At 43.2% G+C, this 16,673-nt stretch carries 10 protein-coding genes; 9 read left to right on the top strand and 1 reads right to left on the bottom strand.

Going from position 1 to position 16,673, the window contains the following annotated elements:
- Nucleotides 1–1,335, top strand: coding sequence for a DUF58 domain-containing protein (locus DK188_RS16495; RefSeq protein WP_111671947.1), 1,335 nt, complete (start codon nucleotides 1–3; stop codon nucleotides 1,333–1,335).
- Between the two features lie 109 nt (nucleotides 1,336–1,444).
- Nucleotides 1,445–2,638, top strand: coding sequence for an ATP-binding protein (locus tag DK188_RS16490; RefSeq protein WP_111671946.1), 1,194 nt, complete (start codon nucleotides 1,445–1,447; stop codon nucleotides 2,636–2,638).
- 132 nt (nucleotides 2,639–2,770) lie between these two features.
- On the opposite strand, the gene leuS is transcribed toward DK188_RS16490, so the two are convergent.
- Nucleotides 2,771–5,545, bottom strand: coding sequence for a leucine--tRNA ligase (gene leuS / locus DK188_RS16485; RefSeq protein WP_111671945.1), 2,775 nt, complete (start codon nucleotides 5,543–5,545; stop codon nucleotides 2,771–2,773).
- 316 nt (nucleotides 5,546–5,861) lie between these two features.
- On the opposite strand from leuS, the gene DK188_RS16480 reads away from it, so the two are divergent.
- From DK188_RS16480 to DK188_RS16450, 7 genes are all read left to right on the top strand, one after another.
- Complete coding sequence (locus DK188_RS16480) at nucleotides 5,862–7,451, top strand: amidohydrolase (protein ID WP_111671944.1); 1,590 nt, start codon at nucleotides 5,862–5,864, stop codon at nucleotides 7,449–7,451.
- Nucleotides 7,452–7,610: 159 nt separating this feature from the next.
- Nucleotides 7,611–8,063, top strand: a complete 453-nt coding sequence (locus tag DK188_RS16475; RefSeq protein ID WP_111671943.1) for a GNAT family N-acetyltransferase — start codon at nucleotides 7,611–7,613, stop codon at nucleotides 8,061–8,063.
- A 185-nt stretch (nucleotides 8,064–8,248) separates the two neighbouring features.
- Nucleotides 8,249–8,899 carry a 7-carboxy-7-deazaguanine synthase QueE gene (locus DK188_RS16470; RefSeq protein WP_111672084.1) on the top strand — a complete coding sequence of 217 codons (651 nt, stop codon included), beginning with the start codon at nucleotides 8,249–8,251 and terminating at the stop codon, nucleotides 8,897–8,899.
- Between the two features lie 4 nt (nucleotides 8,900–8,903).
- A complete protein-coding gene (locus DK188_RS16465; protein ID WP_111671942.1) occupies nucleotides 8,904–10,826 on the top strand; it encodes an OmpA family protein in 1,923 nt (640 codons plus the stop codon).
- Nucleotides 10,827–11,298: 472 nt separating this feature from the next.
- Nucleotides 11,299–14,280, top strand: coding sequence for a SusC/RagA family TonB-linked outer membrane protein (locus tag DK188_RS16460; RefSeq protein ID WP_111671941.1), 2,982 nt, complete (start codon nucleotides 11,299–11,301; stop codon nucleotides 14,278–14,280).
- Between the two features lie 15 nt (nucleotides 14,281–14,295).
- Nucleotides 14,296–15,729 carry a RagB/SusD family nutrient uptake outer membrane protein gene (locus DK188_RS16455; protein WP_111671940.1) on the top strand — a complete coding sequence of 478 codons (1,434 nt, stop codon included), beginning with the start codon at nucleotides 14,296–14,298 and terminating at the stop codon, nucleotides 15,727–15,729.
- Between the two features lie 14 nt (nucleotides 15,730–15,743).
- Nucleotides 15,744–16,565 (top strand): hypothetical protein, encoded by an 822-nt coding sequence (locus DK188_RS16450; protein ID WP_157963261.1) that lies wholly within the window; start codon nucleotides 15,744–15,746, stop codon nucleotides 16,563–16,565.
- The last annotated feature ends 108 nt before the right edge of the window (nucleotides 16,566–16,673 follow it).

Raw genomic sequence — 16,673 nt, 5'->3', positions numbered from 1 at the left:
TTGTTCAAGGTAATTAGACAGCTGTATCTCGGGAAAAGAAGTTATGCTGCACTTGCGGTCATTGCCTTGGTCTTTTTCCTTTCCTACTGGTTTTGGGTTTTATATCCCATTGCCCTCTTTCTTGTGGCCATGTTGGTGGTCCTTTTTGTCGTTGATTTTTTGTTGATTTTTGGAAAAAAGGAAGGCATTGTCGGAGGCAGAAGGCTGCCGGAGAAGTTTTCCAACAGCGATGAAAATGAGGTGGAGATTTCCATCGAAAACACGTATCGCTTTGCCGTAAAGTTGTTTGTCCTGGATGAAATCCCTGAGCAGTTTCAAAAGCGGGATTTCGGATATTTTACCACATTAAGATCGGGTGAGATCCAGTTGAGTTCCTATTCCCTTACCCCCAAGCAGCGGGGTGAATACCATTTTGGAAGCCTTCATTTATATACCTATGGACCTTTGGGACTGGCTGCCAAGCGATACAGTTTCAATAAAAACGCAGTGGTGAAGGTGTATCCGTCTTTTTTGCAGATGCGACGCTATGAGTTTTTTGCATTTCATTCAATAAAGCGGGAGCATGGACTGAAAAAGCTCCGTAAGTTTGGTCAAAGCCGGGAGTTTGAGCAGATCAAGCCCTATGTGGCAGGCGATGATCTCAGGAATCTCAATTGGAAAGCTGCCGCGAAGTCAGGCAAGCTGATGACCAATCACTTCCAGGAGGAAAAGTCCCAGCCGGTCTATTCGATCATCGATTTGGGCAGGGTGATGAAGATGCCCTTTGACGGCTTGAGTCTGTTGGATTACTCGATCAATAGCAGCCTTGCCTTTACGAATATCGCGCTGAAAAATGGGGATAAAGCAGGACTTGCAACTTTCTCAGATCACATCGGCTCCACTTGTGAAGCCAATCACCGTCCGACTCAGCTCCAGACGGTGATGGAATTGCTGTATAACATTAAGACGGGATTTCCGGAGTCTGACTTTGGTGAATTGTACAGTTGGGCGCGAAAAAGACTGGGCCAGAAAAGTCTCTTGATGATCTACACCAACTTTGAACATGCAGGTGCGATGCGCAGGCAATTGCCATTTCTCAAAGCGCTGTCCAAGCATCATCTTGTGCTGGTGGTTATTTTTGAAAACTACCTATTGGAGGATTTTGCCGAGGAGTCCGCAACTACCCTTTCTGAAATTGTCGAAAAAACGATCGCTTCCAAGTTTGTCTATGACAAGCGTCTGATCGCCAAAGAACTAAATCGACATGGGATTCAGACGATCCTCTGTCCTCCGCAGCAACTCAGTATTCAGACGATCAATAAGTACATGGAAATCAAAGCGAAGGGGTTGTTTTAGGAAAAATGAAATTTTAGTATTTGCTTGTTTTATTAAGCAATTTATTTTTTTTATAGCTTTTTTGATTAAGCATCATTTCTTATTTTTGCTTAATATAATAAGCATTATTATGGAGTCCATAGATGAAAAATTTTTAAAGAAGATTGATGCCACTTCATTGGACTTTGTCCGAAGTATAATCGATAAAATCCGCTGGGAGGCACGATTGATCGGTATTAAAGGGCCAAGGGGAGTAGGGAAAACCACCCTGTTGCTTCAATATATCAAGAAAAACCTGCCTTTAGACCATAAAACGTTATACGTGAGTTTGGACAATATTTGGTTTGCTCAGAATAGCTTGGTGGACATGGTGGATAATTTTGTCAAAAGAGGAGGAAAATACTTGTTCTTGGACGAGGTACACAAATACCCCAATTGGTCCATTGAAATCAAAAACATCTACGATGATTTCCCTGAGTTGAAAATTGTGTTTACCGGTTCTTCTATGCTGGAAATCCTGAATGCACGAGCTGACCTCAGTCGAAGGGCAGTGATATACCACATGCAGGGTTTGTCTTTCAGGGAGTTTCTAGCCATCAGGACAGGAAATGAATTTCCAATGCACAGCTTGGATGAGCTGATTGAAAACCATGTTTCCATTGCAAGGGATGTCTTGCAAAAGGTAAAACCACTTGCCTATTTTGGTGCTTATCTGAACCATGGCTACTTCCCCTTCTTTCAGGAAGTGCCGGATTTATATCATCAGCGGTTGGAGGAAGTAGTGAACATGACTTTGGAGATCGAGTTGCCACTGCTGCGAGGTGTGGACATTTCCTACATCCCTAAGTTGAAGCATTTGCTGCAAATCATATCGGAGTCGGTTCCCTTTATTCCGAATGTGACTAAGCTCAGCGAGCGTATTGGGATCAATAGGAATACTTTGGTAAGCTACCTCTTTTTCCTGCAAGAGGCCCATTTGACAAAAAACCTCTACAAGGACATCAAAGGAATCACCCAAATGCAAAAGCCGGAAAAAATCTACCTTGAAAACAGCAACTTTCAGTTTGCCTTTACTCCTAAAAATGCTGATCTCGGTAACTTGAGAGAAACATTTTTAATCAATCAGCTTTCCCATGGACATAGCGTGGAGTACGTAAAGGATGGTGATTTTAGGATCAATGAAAAGTACACCTTTGAAGTAGGTGGGAAAAATAAAACTTCCGAACAGATTCAGGGAGTAAAAAACAGCTTTATCGCTGCCGATGACATCGAATACGGCAATCCCAAGAAAATACCGCTGTGGCTGTTTGGGTTTTTGAATTGATTTGATCAATTGTTAAATAATTCCAATTGTAAAATCATCAAGGGTTTGAAAGTGATTTCAAATACTGGTGACTCCAAAAAAATGGGCCAAAAAATAACTCTTGGCCCATTTGAAATTTCTGCTTTTTGATGCTTACACCACCAAATTCACAATTTTACCCGGTACGATAATCACCTTTTTTGGAGCCTTGCCTTCTAGCCATTTTTGGACTTGGGCATCTTCCAATGCGGCTTTTTCGATTTCCGGAACTGCAAGCGAAAGGGAGAGATTTAGCTTTGCCCGCATCTTACCATTGATCATCACCGGATATTCGAAGTTGCTCTCGACCAAGTATTCTTCCTTGAATTCTGGGAAAGCCGCGGTTGTGATCGAAGTGCTGTGACCCAAAAGCGCCCAAAGTTCCTCAGCGATATGCGGGGCATAGGGCGAAACCAAAACTGCCAAAGGTTCCAATACTTCCCGCTTGTTGCACTTCAAGGCCGTCAGCTCATTCACGCAGATCATAAAGCTGGAAACAGAAGTATTGAATGAGAAATTGGCCATGTCTTCCTCTAGCTTTTTGATCGCTTTGTGCAGGGCTTTCATTTCTTCTTTGCTCGCAGGAGCATCGGAAACCGAGAAGTCTCCTGATCCGGGATGATAGAGGTTCCAGAGTTTTTTCAGGAACTTGAATACGCCGTCAATTCCATTGGTATTCCAAGGTTTGAATTGCTCCAAAGGACCCAGGAACATCTCGTACAATCGCAGCGTATCGGCGCCGTAGCGCTCGATGATATCGTCAGGATTGACCACATTGTACTTGGACTTGGACATTTTTTCCACTTCTGAACCACAGACATATTTGCCGTCTTCCAGGATAAATTCCGCATTAGCCAAGTCAGGTCTCCAAGCTTTGAATTTGTCTAGATTCAACTGATCGTTGTGGACGATATTCACATCGACATGCATTTCAGAGGTGTCGTGCTGATCCTTTAATCCATAGGAAACGAAGGTGTTTGTTCCTTTTAATCTGTAGACAAAATTGGATCTTCCTTGGATCATCCCTTGATTGATCATTTTTTGAAATGGTTCGTCGATGCTCACCACGCCCAAATCATACAAAAACTTGGTCCAGAATCGGGAATACAACAAGTGACCAGTTGCGTGTTCGGAACCTCCGATATACAAGTCCACCGCACCCCAATAGTCTGTTTTGGCTTTGTCAGCAAAAATGCTGTCGTTTTTCGGATCCATATAGCGGAAAAAGTACCAGCTTGATCCCGCCCAACCCGGCATGGTGGACATTTCGAGAGGATATTCTCCATCCGCTGTTTTGTAAGTCCAGTCTTTTGCCCGACCAAGTGGTGGTTCGCCGTCTTCGGTTGGCAGGTATTTATCTACCTCTGGCAAAACCAAAGGCAAGTCTTTCTCTTCGATCAAGTAAGGTAAGCCATCTTTGAAATACACCGGTAACGGTTCGCCCCAATAGCGCTGTCGGGTGAAGATCGCATCCCGCATTCTGAACTGGATTTTGCCTTTTCCGATGCCTTTTTCTTCCAAAAATTCAATCGCTTTCGTCATCGCATCTTTCATGTAAAGATTGGAGATAAAGCCTGAATTGATGATCAAACCCCCTTTTCCGGGGAAAGAGCCGTTTTCCATCGAGCCTTCGATCACCTGGCGGATTTCCAGACCAAAGTGCTTCGCAAAGTTGTAATCCCGCTCGTCATGTGCAGGTACAGCCATGACAGCGCCTGTGCCATAACCAGCCAAGACATAGTCCGCAACCCAGATTTGGATCTCTTCTCCGTTGAATGGATTGATGGCATAAGAACCCGTGAAGGCTCCTGAGATGGTTTTCACATCACTCATTCGCTCTCGCTCGGAGCGGTTTTTGGCGACTTGGATATAGGCTTCGGCGGTTTCGCGCTGATCTTCGGTGATCAAGGCGGCAGCGAGTTCGCTTTCCGGCGCCAAAGCCAAATAGGTCACCCCATAAATGGTGTCGACTCGGGTGGTGAATACTTTGATAGTCTCGGCGGAATCTTTCACTTGAAAGACTACCTCGGCGCCGATCGATTTCCCGATCCAGTTGCGCTGCATTTCTTTGATCGGTTCGGACCAATCTACTTTTTCCAAACCCTGAAGCAAGCGATCCGCATACGCCGTGATCCGCATGGACCACTGCATCATTTTCTTTCGCTCCACAGGATGACCACCTCGCTCAGAGAATCCGTCCTTCACCTCGTCATTTGATAGTACGGTTCCTAGAGCCGCACACCAGTTTACTGTGGTTTCTGCTAGAAAGGTCAAGCGGTATTTCAGGAGCATTTCCTGCTTTTCTTTTTCTGAAAATGCATTCCATTGCACTGCGCTAAAAGTTGGGATATCGTCATCGCAGACAGCTTTTACGGTTGCATTTCCTTCTTTTTCAAATCGAGAGATCAAGGAATCGATGGACAACGCCTTATCAGCATCCAAGTCATAGTAGCTATTGAACAGCTGCATAAAGATCCACTGGGTCCACTTGTAGTAGGACGGATCCGAGGTACGGACTTCACGATCCCAATCGAAAGCGAAACCGATATTCTTCAATTGCTCCGTGTAGCGAGTGATATTTTGCTCAGTGGTGATGGCGGGATGCTGCCCGGTTTGGATAGCATACTGTTCAGCAGGCAAGCCAAAAGAATCATAACCCATTGGATGCAAGACATTGAAGCCCTTGAGCATCTTGAACCGAGAGACGATATCGGAAGCGATGTAACCAAGCGGGTGACCGACATGGAGTCCTGCACCAGAAGGATAAGGGAACATGTCAAGGGAATAGAACTTAGGCCGATTGGGATCTACCTCGGCTTTGAATGTTTCATTTTCTTTCCAGAAGCCTTGCCACTTTTGCTCGATTTCCCTGAAGTTGTACTCCGCCATGATTTGATTTTTTATTCTATTGAGTTAAATCTTTTGTTTGCTGGATAAATGGAGATAAGAGCAGAACCAAACGTGAATTTGGTTTCAAGCCTCGTGACTTTCCCGAATTCCAACCCATATCTTCAAAGAAACAGGGAGAAGGATGAATTGCCAATTTTAAAGTTTTTTCAACAAACGCCTGCAAAAATAGAAAAATCAGGCGGCTTTGGTAGTCAAATTTCCAATTCCTCCCAAAAGGGGATTTTGTCCACTGATCAATTTTGTTTCAGGGACTTGGCTCTTTTTTGTATTTTCCGAAACCTAACCAATCAACCTTATGCAAAAGAAATTACTAGTAAGTTTAGCTTTAGCCGGAAGCTTGGGCTTTTCAGCTTTGGCACAAAAGAAATACACTCCCAAACAAATCGAGGCGCTAAAAGCGGAAGTTGGCCAAATCGTCCAAGCCAATCACAAGCAAAGCCAAGTGATGGTGGACAAGATTTTCAGCTTTGCGGAGCTGGGTTTTCAGGAAATCGAATCTTCTAAATACTTGACTGGAATCTTGGAGCAAAATGGCTTTACCATCGAGCGAGGTGTATCCGGAATTCCGACGGCTTGGTTTGCTACCTGGAAAAATGGGGATGGCCCAGTCATCGCCTTGGGTTCGGACGTGGACAATATTCCCAAAGCCTCCCAATATCCTGGAGTAGCCTATCACAAACCTATGGTGGAAGGTGCGCCGGGACACGGAGAAGGTCACAATGCAGGAATTCCACTGAATATCACGGCCGCGTTAGCGGTGAAGCAGATCATGGAGCGGGAAAATATCGGTGGAACATTGGTTCTTTGGCCGGGGATCGCCGAGGAATTGGTTGCTGCTAAGGCTTGGTTTACCAGAGATGGAAAGTTTGACGGTGTCGATATCTGTATTTTTACCCACGTGGCCAATAACCTTGGAGTGAGTTGGGGACAGGCTAGTGGTACAGGTTTGATTTCGGTGGAATACACCTTCTCAGGAGATGCTGCCCACTCAGCCGGTGCTCCATGGCGGGGCAAAAGTGCAGCAGATGCCGTAGAGCTGATGAATATCGGTTGGAATTACAAGCGGGAGCATTTGCATCCATTGAAAAGATCCCACTCAGTCATTACTGATGGAGGAGATCAGCCAAATGTGGTGCCGTCCAAAGCCTCGATTTGGTACTATTTTAGAGATGTGAAGTACGACGGCATCATGGAAATGTATGCGCAGGCGAATGATATTGCAAAAGGAGCAGCCTTGATGACCGGGACGACGATGACTTCAAAAGTCTTGGGTACGGCATGGCCGAGACACTTTAATAAGGTGATTGCAGAAAAGATGTATCAGAATATTCTCAAAGTAGGTTTGCCAGCTTGGGATGAAAATGATCAGACTTTGGCAAAAGCGGTTCAGAAGGAACTGGGCTCGAAAGAAGAAGGTATGCCGACTAAATTGGATACCCTGGGTTTGCCTGTGACAGTTCCTGTTTCCGGAGGTTCAGATGATATCGGCGATGTGTCTTGGGTAGTGCCGACTGTGACCTTGAGATTTCCGTCAAATATTCCGGGTTTGCCAGGTCACCACTGGAGCAATGCGATAGCGATGGCAACTCCAATTGCGCACAAGGGTGTAACTGCTGGCGCAAAAGCTGAGGCGATGACCATCCTGGACTTTTTGCTGCAACCTGAACTCGTCGATCAAGCTTGGGATTACTTCAAAAACGTGCAAACGAAAGAAGAGCAATACAAGCCGATGATCACCAAAGACGATGCCCCTCCGATTTACCTAAATGAAGGGATCATGAAGCAGTTCCGTCCGCAATTGGAGAAATTCTACTACGACGAGACGAAGTATGACACGTATTTGGAGCAGTTGGGAGTGACATATCCGACGGTGAAAAAAGATTAAAAGAGATTTTAGATTTACGACGTTCAAAGTGACCTTTGAGGTTTTCAAAACCTCGAAGGTCTTTTATTATCAAATAAATATTTACAAAGGCCTGAATTAGAAATTCGGATTGAGGTTCAAATAGACCTCGTAAATCGTAATTCGTAGATCAAAAATCTAATGGCACAGAACCACCCAGATTTCACTATCAGACAGGCTTCACCTGCCGAACTCCTCTGGGTTCATGATCGGATTCCGGAATTTTCGGGAAAGGTCACTTTGGAGTTTTACACGGATCGATTGAAAGAAAGGGTCTATTTGGCTTTGGTGGCGGAAAAAGATGGAGAATTACTCGGGTTTAAAGTCGGATATCAGGATGATGAGCCTGACACGTTTTATTCTTGGATGGGAGGAGTGAGGCCCGAGTTTAGGAAATATGGAATTGCGGATTCTTTGGCTGAAAACCAAGAAACTTGGGCTAGGGAAAGAGGATTCAAGCGTATATACTTCAAAACCCGAAATCGCTTTCCTGCAATGATTTCTTTTGGATTGAAAAGAGGCTTTAAAATCGTCCAAGTCATTCGAAAAGGTGATGTGGAGGATTATCGGGTGGTGATGAGGAAGGAGATGTGATGGATTATTTACGATTTCAGATTTACGAAGCTTTTTTGCTCCTCAAGCCTGATTTCCAAAGGGTAACTTCCAAGAATCAGGATTGAGGTCTTCAGCAATGTCGTAAATCGTCATTCGTAAATCGTAATTTCCTCCTACCTTTGCATCTCATTCAGCGGTGGAATCTCCCGCTTTACCAAAAATTCATGCATACACTCGATCAGGTAGCACAGACTACCCAAGAATTCGTAGCCTCAGGGCTGCAGCTTCCAATCATGGAGGCATTCTACACGATCCAAGGAGAAGGCAGGTTTACCGGACATCCCGCATATTTTATCCGGCTGGGAGGCTGTGATGTGGGTTGCGTCTGGTGCGATGTAAAAGAAAGCTGGGAAGCAGGAAAATGGCCTGTATTGTCCATTGAGCAAATTGTGGAGGATGCTTTGGCCTTTCCGGGAAGACTTGTTGTGATCACCGGAGGCGAACCTTTGCTATATAATCTGAATCCGCTGACGAAGCTTTTGAAAGAAAAAGGCTTTACCACCAATATCGAAACTTCGGGCGCGTATCCCTTCTCAGGTGACTTTGACTGGGTTTGCTTTTCCCCGAAGAAATTCAAAAAACCGCATCCTTCGATCTACTCGGTGGCGAGTGAGTTGAAAGTGGTAGTATTTCATTCCAGTGATTTTGATTTTGCGGAGCAGCATGCAGCATTGGTCAAGCCGAGCTGCGAATTGAGGCTTCAGCCTGAATGGAGCAAGGCTGCAAAGTTTACCCGGGAAACCATAGACTATGTAAAAAGTCATCCAAAATGGAATATTTCGCTTCAAACTCATAAATTTATGGACATCCCCTAGCTAGATGCGCCCTGTTTTTCTTTTTTTCATTGGTTTTTTTCTGATTCTCCAGACGGAGGGGCAGACTTATTCCATTATAGATAGCAGGGCCATTAAGCTTTATCAAGAAGGGGAAGAATTGACCCTTACCAGACAGTATGATGAGGCATTGGCCAAATATCAATCTGCAATCGCGAGGGAGGGGTCCTTTTTGGAGGCTTATGTCAAAGCAACCCAAATCCTGATTACCCAAGGCAAATTAGATGAAGCTGAGAAAATGGCTTTGTCGGGAAAATCAAGACTAAGTGGCAAGAACGCCAATGCTCGCAATGTGGCTGAATATGGATGGCTATTGGCGAATCTTTTTTTGAAGCAGGGGAGGTTTGAGGAGGCATACAAGCAATTCCAAGAGGCGGATCCGCTATTTAATGAAGCTTTTAAAAAGTCACTCAACTATCGGCAAATCAAAGCGCAGATGGAGTTTTTGGGCGAGGCGCTTGGCGATACCATGTCCATCGAAAAAGAGATGCTGAAATCTCCGCTTAATGAATTCAAGCTGCAGTATTTCCCAGTTTTGACTGCTGATGGGGAGCAGATTTTATTTACAAAGCGAGATGGAACGGGCAATTTTGACAAGGAGGATATTTTCACTGCATTTGCAGATGGAGAGGGAAGTTGGACCAAGCCACATAGTTTGGCTCAAAGTATCAATTCTCCATTCAATGAAGGGACTTGTACCGTCACCGCCGATGGGAAAATATTGATCTATACCTCCTGCGATGCGCCTGATTCTCAAGGTAGCTGTGATTTGTATATTGCCTACAAAGTGAATGGGGAATGGCAACGGCCTACCAATATGGGAACGAAGGTGAATTCCCGATCCTGGGATTCTCAACCTTCACTTTCAGCTGACGGGAGAATCCTGTTTTTCTCCTCCAACAGGAGAGGGGGATATGGTGGTAATGATATTTGGTATACGGTCCGGCAGAATGATGGCTCTTGGTCTGAGGCCAAGAACCTAGGGGATGTGGTCAATACTTCCAAAGATGAGATTTCACCCTTCATGTTTTTTAATAATGAAATTCTATTTTTTGCCTCAGATGGACATCAGGGCTTTGGCGGGATGGATATTTTCCTTTCCCGAGTGAAAAACAGTGAATTCCAAGCGCCTGAGAATCTAGGTCTCCCCATCAACGATCAACTGGAGCAGGTAGCACTGTTTATTACTGCTAAGAAGGATTATGCTTACTTCACAGAGCTGACGAAGGAGGAAGAAGAAAATGACCGCTCCCTGCTGTACCGATTTAAGTTTCCTGAGGAGATCTATCTTGGAGAAAATCTTACTGTGACCGAAGGCAAAGTTTATAATGCCAAAACCGGACAACCTGTAGATGCTACCCTTTCGTTAGTCTCCTTGACAAATGACAGCACCTTGTATCAGTTTCAATCGGACGGTAAAACAGGGGATTTTATGATGCTTTATCCTGAGAATGCAGTCTCCGGACTTTATGTAGAGAAAAAGGGATTTCTTCCAAAGATCTACAATGTGGAGCGGGACAAAATTCAAAACGTCAAAGATCTGAAAGTTGAGCTTGTACCAGTAGCCTCAGGAGAAGCGTTTGTTTTCGAGAATGTATTTTTTGATTTTGACAAATTCGATCTTAAAGCAGAATCCCTGACTTCACTGAAGCGGCTGGAAAAGTTTCTTCAGGAAAACCCGAATGTGAATATTTTGATCTCAGGGCATACAGACAACATAGGGAATGAAGGATACAACCAGACGCTCAGTTTACAGCGGGCCAAAAGTGTTCAGCAATTTTTAGTAAAAGCAGGTTTACATCCCGGTAGGGTAATGGTGGAAGGTAAAGGAGACAAAGAGCCATTAGTGCCAAATACTTCTGCAGAGAACCAAGCTTTAAACAGACGAATTACTATTAAAATTCTCTAAGATTCGGAATTTAATTTCGGAATAAATCACTTTTATATATATAAATATCTAGTGTTAATTATTTTAATTATATGTCTTTTGTCTATACATTAAATACAAAATATAATTCTAAATCTTAAAATAAGTGCCCAGTTTTAGTCTTTAAAAACTGTGGAGGAAGGGACTCCGAAATCTAAAAAATTGGACTATAATTATTTTTATTGAGTTATTTCTTTCGTTTGAATTGTAATTTTTCAAGAATGTTAAATTATTTTTATGCAAATTAACTTTTGTTAACATTTGGTTTTCAAAACAATTTACTGTTTTTGATGTGATAATTGACTTTTTAAGAATAATATTCTGAATTTATCTTTTTTCAGAGATTTTTCAATTGAAATTCGGCATAAACTTTTATGGTTAATTCTTTGTAATCACTTGAGATATTCAAGATTTAGAAATATCATTGAGTTTATTAAACCAAAATCTAACCAATATGAGGAAAGTTTTACTTCTAGGACTCATGCTTTTCTTGTCCAGCGCAGTAGCGTTTGCACAGGATCGTGTGATCACTGGTACCGTGACATCCGTCGAGGATAACATGGGAGTACCAGGAGCGACAGTTCTGGTAAAAGGAACCACCATTGGTACTGCCACAGACTTGGATGGTAAGTACTCAATCAGTGTTCCTGCCGGAAGCAATGTTTTGGTCTTCACTTTTGTGGGTTTGACCTCACAGGAAGTGACGATCGGTAACCAGACTACCATCAATGTTGCGCTGCAGCCCGATGTTCAGTCTCTCTCTGAATTTGTGATTACCTCTTACGGTGATCAATCCAAGCGGGAGATTACTGGTGCGATTTCATCTGTGAAAGGTGAAGTATTTGCAAACCTGCCTATGCAATCATTTGACCGTGCGATGCAGGGTAGAATTGCCGGTGTGCAGGTGACTTCTACTACTGGACAGCCTGGTGGTGCACTCAATGTGCGGATTCGTGGTGTAGGTTCAGTAAACGCCGGTAACGATCCACTGTATATTGTGGATGGTGTACAGCTTGGTGGTGGTGGATCTACTTCTACTCAAGGTTCCCAGAACCCACTTGCATCCATCAACCCAAATGACATCGAATCAATTGAGGTATTGAAGGATGCTGCAGCTGCTTCTATTTATGGTGCTCAGGCTGCCAATGGGGTAGTATTGATCACTACTAAAAAAGGAAAAAAAGGAGCTACGCAAACCAAAGTCTCCATTCAGGAGGGTATTGTTCAGCCTTTGAATTTATATGAGGTAATGAATGCAACGCAGCTTGCAGGTATCAAAAGAGATGCATTTATCAATGCTGGTCTCAATCCTGCAAATGCCATTGCCGCATATGGTGACCCTGAAAATCCTTCATTGGAATCCTATGACTGGGTAGACGAACTTTATCGCGATGCGCGATTGAGCGTTTACGATTTGAGTATGTCTGGTGGTGATGAGAAAACCAGTTTTTACGTTTCAGGTGCATATACCAGACAAGAAGGACAAATCATCCAGTCTCAATACGAAAGACTTACCGGTAGATTGAATATTACTCATAGACCAAGCACCAAATTCACAATTGCTGCGAATTTATCCTTGGCAACTCAGGTAACGAATGGAACGATCGCGGACGGAAACTTCGTGAACGGACCTTTCTCAGCAGGTTTTACAATGAGACCAAATCAACCTATTTACAATGAAGACGGTACTTTTGCCCCTTATCCTTCTGCTCACAACTTCGGATACAACATCGTACAAGGTGTTTATCAAGAAATCAGAAAAGGGGTAGCAGTTCAGACGGTTTCCAATTTGCAGTTGAATTATCAGATTACTCCATGGTTAAGCTGGACCTCTTACTTCGGCGTAGATTTCTCTGATACCCGAGATCAAAACAACCGTCCAAGCACAATTCCTGCATTCTCTTCTTACGGAGGCTCGTCCTTTTTCCAAGATGACAGAAGATTAAACTACAATACCAACCACAACTTCAATTTCAGCAAGAAATTCAATGATGTGCATACAGTTTCTGGTATTGCGGGATTTGAATACAAAGGTTTTCAGGCAGAAATCATCAATGCAACAGGTCGAGGTTTTGCTGACCCAAGCTTAGTCTACTTGCAGAACGCAGCTACCCCATTTGCCATTGGTGGTTCTTTCACTGAGTATAAAAGAGCAGGTTTCTTCGGTCAAGTAAAATACGATTATGACGATCGCTATACTGCTGACTTCACTGTCAGAAGAGACGGTCACTCCAGATTCGGAGAGCAAAACAAGTGGGGGACTTTTGGTGCAGCATCTGTTGGATGGAGAATCTCCTCCGAAGGCTTCATGCAGGATATAACTTGGCTTGACAACTTGAGACTAAGAGCTTCTTATGGTATCACAGGTAACTCTGAGATTGCAAACTTTGCGTCTAGAACTCTTGTAGGTAATACTGGACAGTACTTAGGTTCAGGAGCCCTTTCTCTTTCTCAATTAGGTAATGACTTGTTGACTTGGGAAGAAGCAGAGACTATTAATATTGGTTTAGATGCGACCGTTTTCAATGGTCGAATTATTGCAACAGTTGATTTCTGGAGAAAAAATTCATCTTCACTCCTTTTCGATACGCCATTGCCAACTGATTCAGGTTTTGGATCAATTACGAGAAACACAGGTCTAGTCCGAAATCAAGGTGTAGATATCGATTTGCAGACGGTAAATATTGTAGCTGGAAAATTCCAGTGGAGCACTGGCTTCAACATCACATTCCTTGAGAATGAACTATTGGAATTGTATGATGGACTTGACCGAATCGGCAATACGCTGATCGTTGGAAAGCCGATCCAGTTCTGGTACACGCATCAATATTTGGGAGTTAACCCTGCAAATGGACGGGCATTGTACGCCGATGCAGATAATAACCCAACTTACATCGTTGGAGAATCTACCTTGAGATACATAGGAAGTGGTCTTCCAACTAGCTATGGTGGACTTTCAAATTCATTTAGCTATGGTCCAGTTTCTTTGGAGGTATTCTTCCAAGGTCAATTTGGTAACTTGGCAGGAAACCAAGATCAATTCAACTTGGAAAACTGGGGATCAGGTACTGGTAACCTACGAACTAACCAATTGAATTATTGGAAAGCCCCAGGTGATATTACCACAGTGGGTATGCCTTACGAAGGTGGTCAAGCTCCGGGTACCTCAGCAATCAATACATTCTCTACTCGATTCTTGAGCGATGGTGGATATATCAGATTGAAGCAAGTGACTTTGAATTATACCCTGCCTAGTGCTGCTGCTTCAAAAATCGGCATGAAAGGACTTACAGCGTTTGTTCAAGGTCTGAATTTGGCAACATTCACAAACTATGTAGGTCAGGATCCTGAAGTTGTTGGTATTTCCAACTTAGTGTCTATTGGACGATATCCAAATCCAAGACAATTCTCTGCTGGTGTTAACCTAACCTTCTAATCCAGTAAATACGATATGAAAAATATAATCAGAACATTCATACTTGGCAGTGCATTGATCGCAGGATCTTGTACTGATCTTGATGTAACACCGAGACAAAGTTTGACTCCTGAGGTTACATTCTCCACAGCTACAGGTTACCAGTCTCTTGCATTTTCAACATATGGAGTTGCACGAGGATTTAACCAATACGGTCAGCAGTTTATGATTGCTCCAGAGGTAATGGCTGATAACCTTAGAATTATCGCCAATACAGGTCGATATATTGGACAAGAAGCCAATGCAGATAGAGCTCATATGGGTATGTGGACCACCCAATATTGGGCTGCAATCAATAATACGAATATCATTATTGAAGGTATCGACGAATCTGAAGGAGATGATGCATTGAAGGCTAGAGTTAAAGCTGAAGCATACTTCTTGAGAGCACTTCATTACTTCGATCTGGCTCGTGTATATGGTTATGAGCCTGGTAAAGAGGTAGGTGGATTTAATAAGTCTGTTATTATCAGAACCGAGCCGACTTTGGGTTTCTCTAATGCTGATTTTAGAGCTAGAGCGACCAACAGAGAAGTCTATGACCTCATGATTTCAGATCTACAGGCAGCTATCAACGGACTTCCAAATGCTGCTTTAGGATCTGCAAATATTTATCGTGCGAGCAAAGGTTCAGCTCAAGCCCTACTTGCAAGAGTTTATTTGTATGATTCCAAATTTGCTGAGGCAGAGTCTATGGCGACTCAAGCGATGGCTTCATTTGGCCTTACTGATTCCGGTACTGGATTATTAACCCCAGAAAATTATGTTTCTGCTTTCTCTACCTTCCCAAATCCTGAATCATTATTCGAGATTGAAATCAGATCAAATGACTGGAGTGGTGTAGATGGAGTAAATAACTCAGTATGTTCCCTAACTGCCAATGTTTTCCCAAGTGCCCAGTTCATTTTGACTGTAACTGATGAGTTATACAACTCTTATGAAGATGGGGATATCCGAAAAGAAGCATGGACTGCTACAACACGTACTGGTTCATCAGGAACAGTTTACAGATCAAATAAATGGTTGGGTGCGAAAGGGGATTTCCTTCAAAATCTTCCAATCATCAGAGCTTCTGAACTGTACATGATCCGTGCTGAGGCTCGATTTAGAACTGGTAATGCGGGTGGCGCAAGAGCAGATTTGAATGCGCTTCGAACAAACAGAGGCCTTTCAGCAGTTGCTGCAGACTTGTCAGGAGATGCGTTATTTGAACAAATCATGAACGAGCGAAGAAAAGAGTTTGTATTGGAAGGTCACAGATGGTTCGATTTGAAGCGTAACGGAATGGACATCACTAAAGCAGGAAGATTTGAAAACGTTCCTTACAGTGATTACAGACTACTTGCACCACTTCCGACTGATCAATTACAATTGAACGAGCTTTTGGAACAAAATCCTGGCTATAACTAAAATTAGAAGTTAAAATGAAAAAGTTATATATCTATTTCGCAGTCGTATTTGCCGCTATGGCAATGACTTCTTGCTTTGATGATCCAGGAACTGATGTCTTTATTGAAGTAAATCAGGTTGAATTCAATGCTGGAAATCTTCCTAATGGTCTGACTACTACTCAAACGAGAACAAGTGATACGCAGACAGATCAGTTGCAGGTTCAAGTTAACCGTGTTTCCACAGATGGTTCTGCTCCCATTACCCTCACAATTGGAGTTGATCCTACATCTACTGCGGTCAATGGAGTGCATTATTCCTTGGCATCCAATTCGGTCACAATTCCTGCTGGTGAATTCGTAGCTAATTTCCCAGTTACTATTTTGACTGGAAACATTGAGCCGAGTGAAACACCACAGCTAAAACTGGTCATCGAATCTGCTACAGGCGCGGAGCTTTCTCCAAATTATTCTGATCTATCGATCAACATTCGTGTCGTATGTCCTTCTGCTATTTCTGTGGATGCTGACGTATGGGCAGCAACAGGCGTATCAAGATTTGGAACCTTCACTGCTGATGTAAAAGTAAGTCCACTTGGAAATGGCCGCTATGTTATTTCTGATGTGTCTGCTGGTCTTTACGCAGCGTTTGGTTTTGGTACAACTCAAGAGGCTATCTATTCAGACAATTGTAATGCCTTGACATTCGTTCAAGCAAGACAAACTGAATTTGCGATCTCAGCACCTGCTGTCGATCCTAAAGTGGGTAGCTATGATGCTGCGACAAAAACCATGGTTGTCTATTGGAGTGATCCTAATAACGCAATTAACGGTACCACTACTTTGGTTAAAAAGTAATTGAATTCTGAATTTTAAAAGGAGGGATATTTCCCTCCTTTTTTTTTGCAATTGTTAACGAATAAAGCTTTAGGAGTGTTAAATAGTGTGATATTTTTGATCCAACTT

Origin of the sequence: Algoriphagus litoralis (genome assembly GCF_003259255.1) — a bacterium.
Taxonomy (GTDB): domain Bacteria; phylum Bacteroidota; class Bacteroidia; order Cytophagales; family Cyclobacteriaceae; genus Algoriphagus; species Algoriphagus litoralis.
Note: the sequence above shows the minus strand (reverse complement) of the source record. Positions and strands in the feature narration are given on the sequence as shown.

Bases quoted from the DNA above. Each gene is read 5' to 3' on its own strand.
- DK188_RS16490 (WP_111671946.1), top strand. From the start codon at position 1,445: ATGGAGTCCATAGATGAAAAATTTTTAAAGAAGATTGATGCCACTTCA.
- leuS (WP_111671945.1), bottom strand. From the start codon at position 5,545: ATGGCGGAGTACAACTTCAGGGAAATCGAGCAAAAGTGGCAAGGCTTC.
- DK188_RS16480 (WP_111671944.1), top strand. From the start codon at position 5,862: ATGCAAAAGAAATTACTAGTAAGTTTAGCTTTAGCCGGAAGCTTGGGC.
- DK188_RS16475 (WP_111671943.1), top strand. From the start codon at position 7,611: ATGGCACAGAACCACCCAGATTTCACTATCAGACAGGCTTCACCTGCC.
- DK188_RS16470 (WP_111672084.1), top strand. From the start codon at position 8,249: ATGCATACACTCGATCAGGTAGCACAGACTACCCAAGAATTCGTAGCC.
- DK188_RS16465 (WP_111671942.1), top strand. From the start codon at position 8,904: ATGCGCCCTGTTTTTCTTTTTTTCATTGGTTTTTTTCTGATTCTCCAG.
- DK188_RS16460 (WP_111671941.1), top strand. From the start codon at position 11,299: ATGAGGAAAGTTTTACTTCTAGGACTCATGCTTTTCTTGTCCAGCGCA.
- DK188_RS16455 (WP_111671940.1), top strand. From the start codon at position 14,296: ATGAAAAATATAATCAGAACATTCATACTTGGCAGTGCATTGATCGCA.
- DK188_RS16450 (WP_157963261.1), top strand. From the start codon at position 15,744: ATGAAAAAGTTATATATCTATTTCGCAGTCGTATTTGCCGCTATGGCA.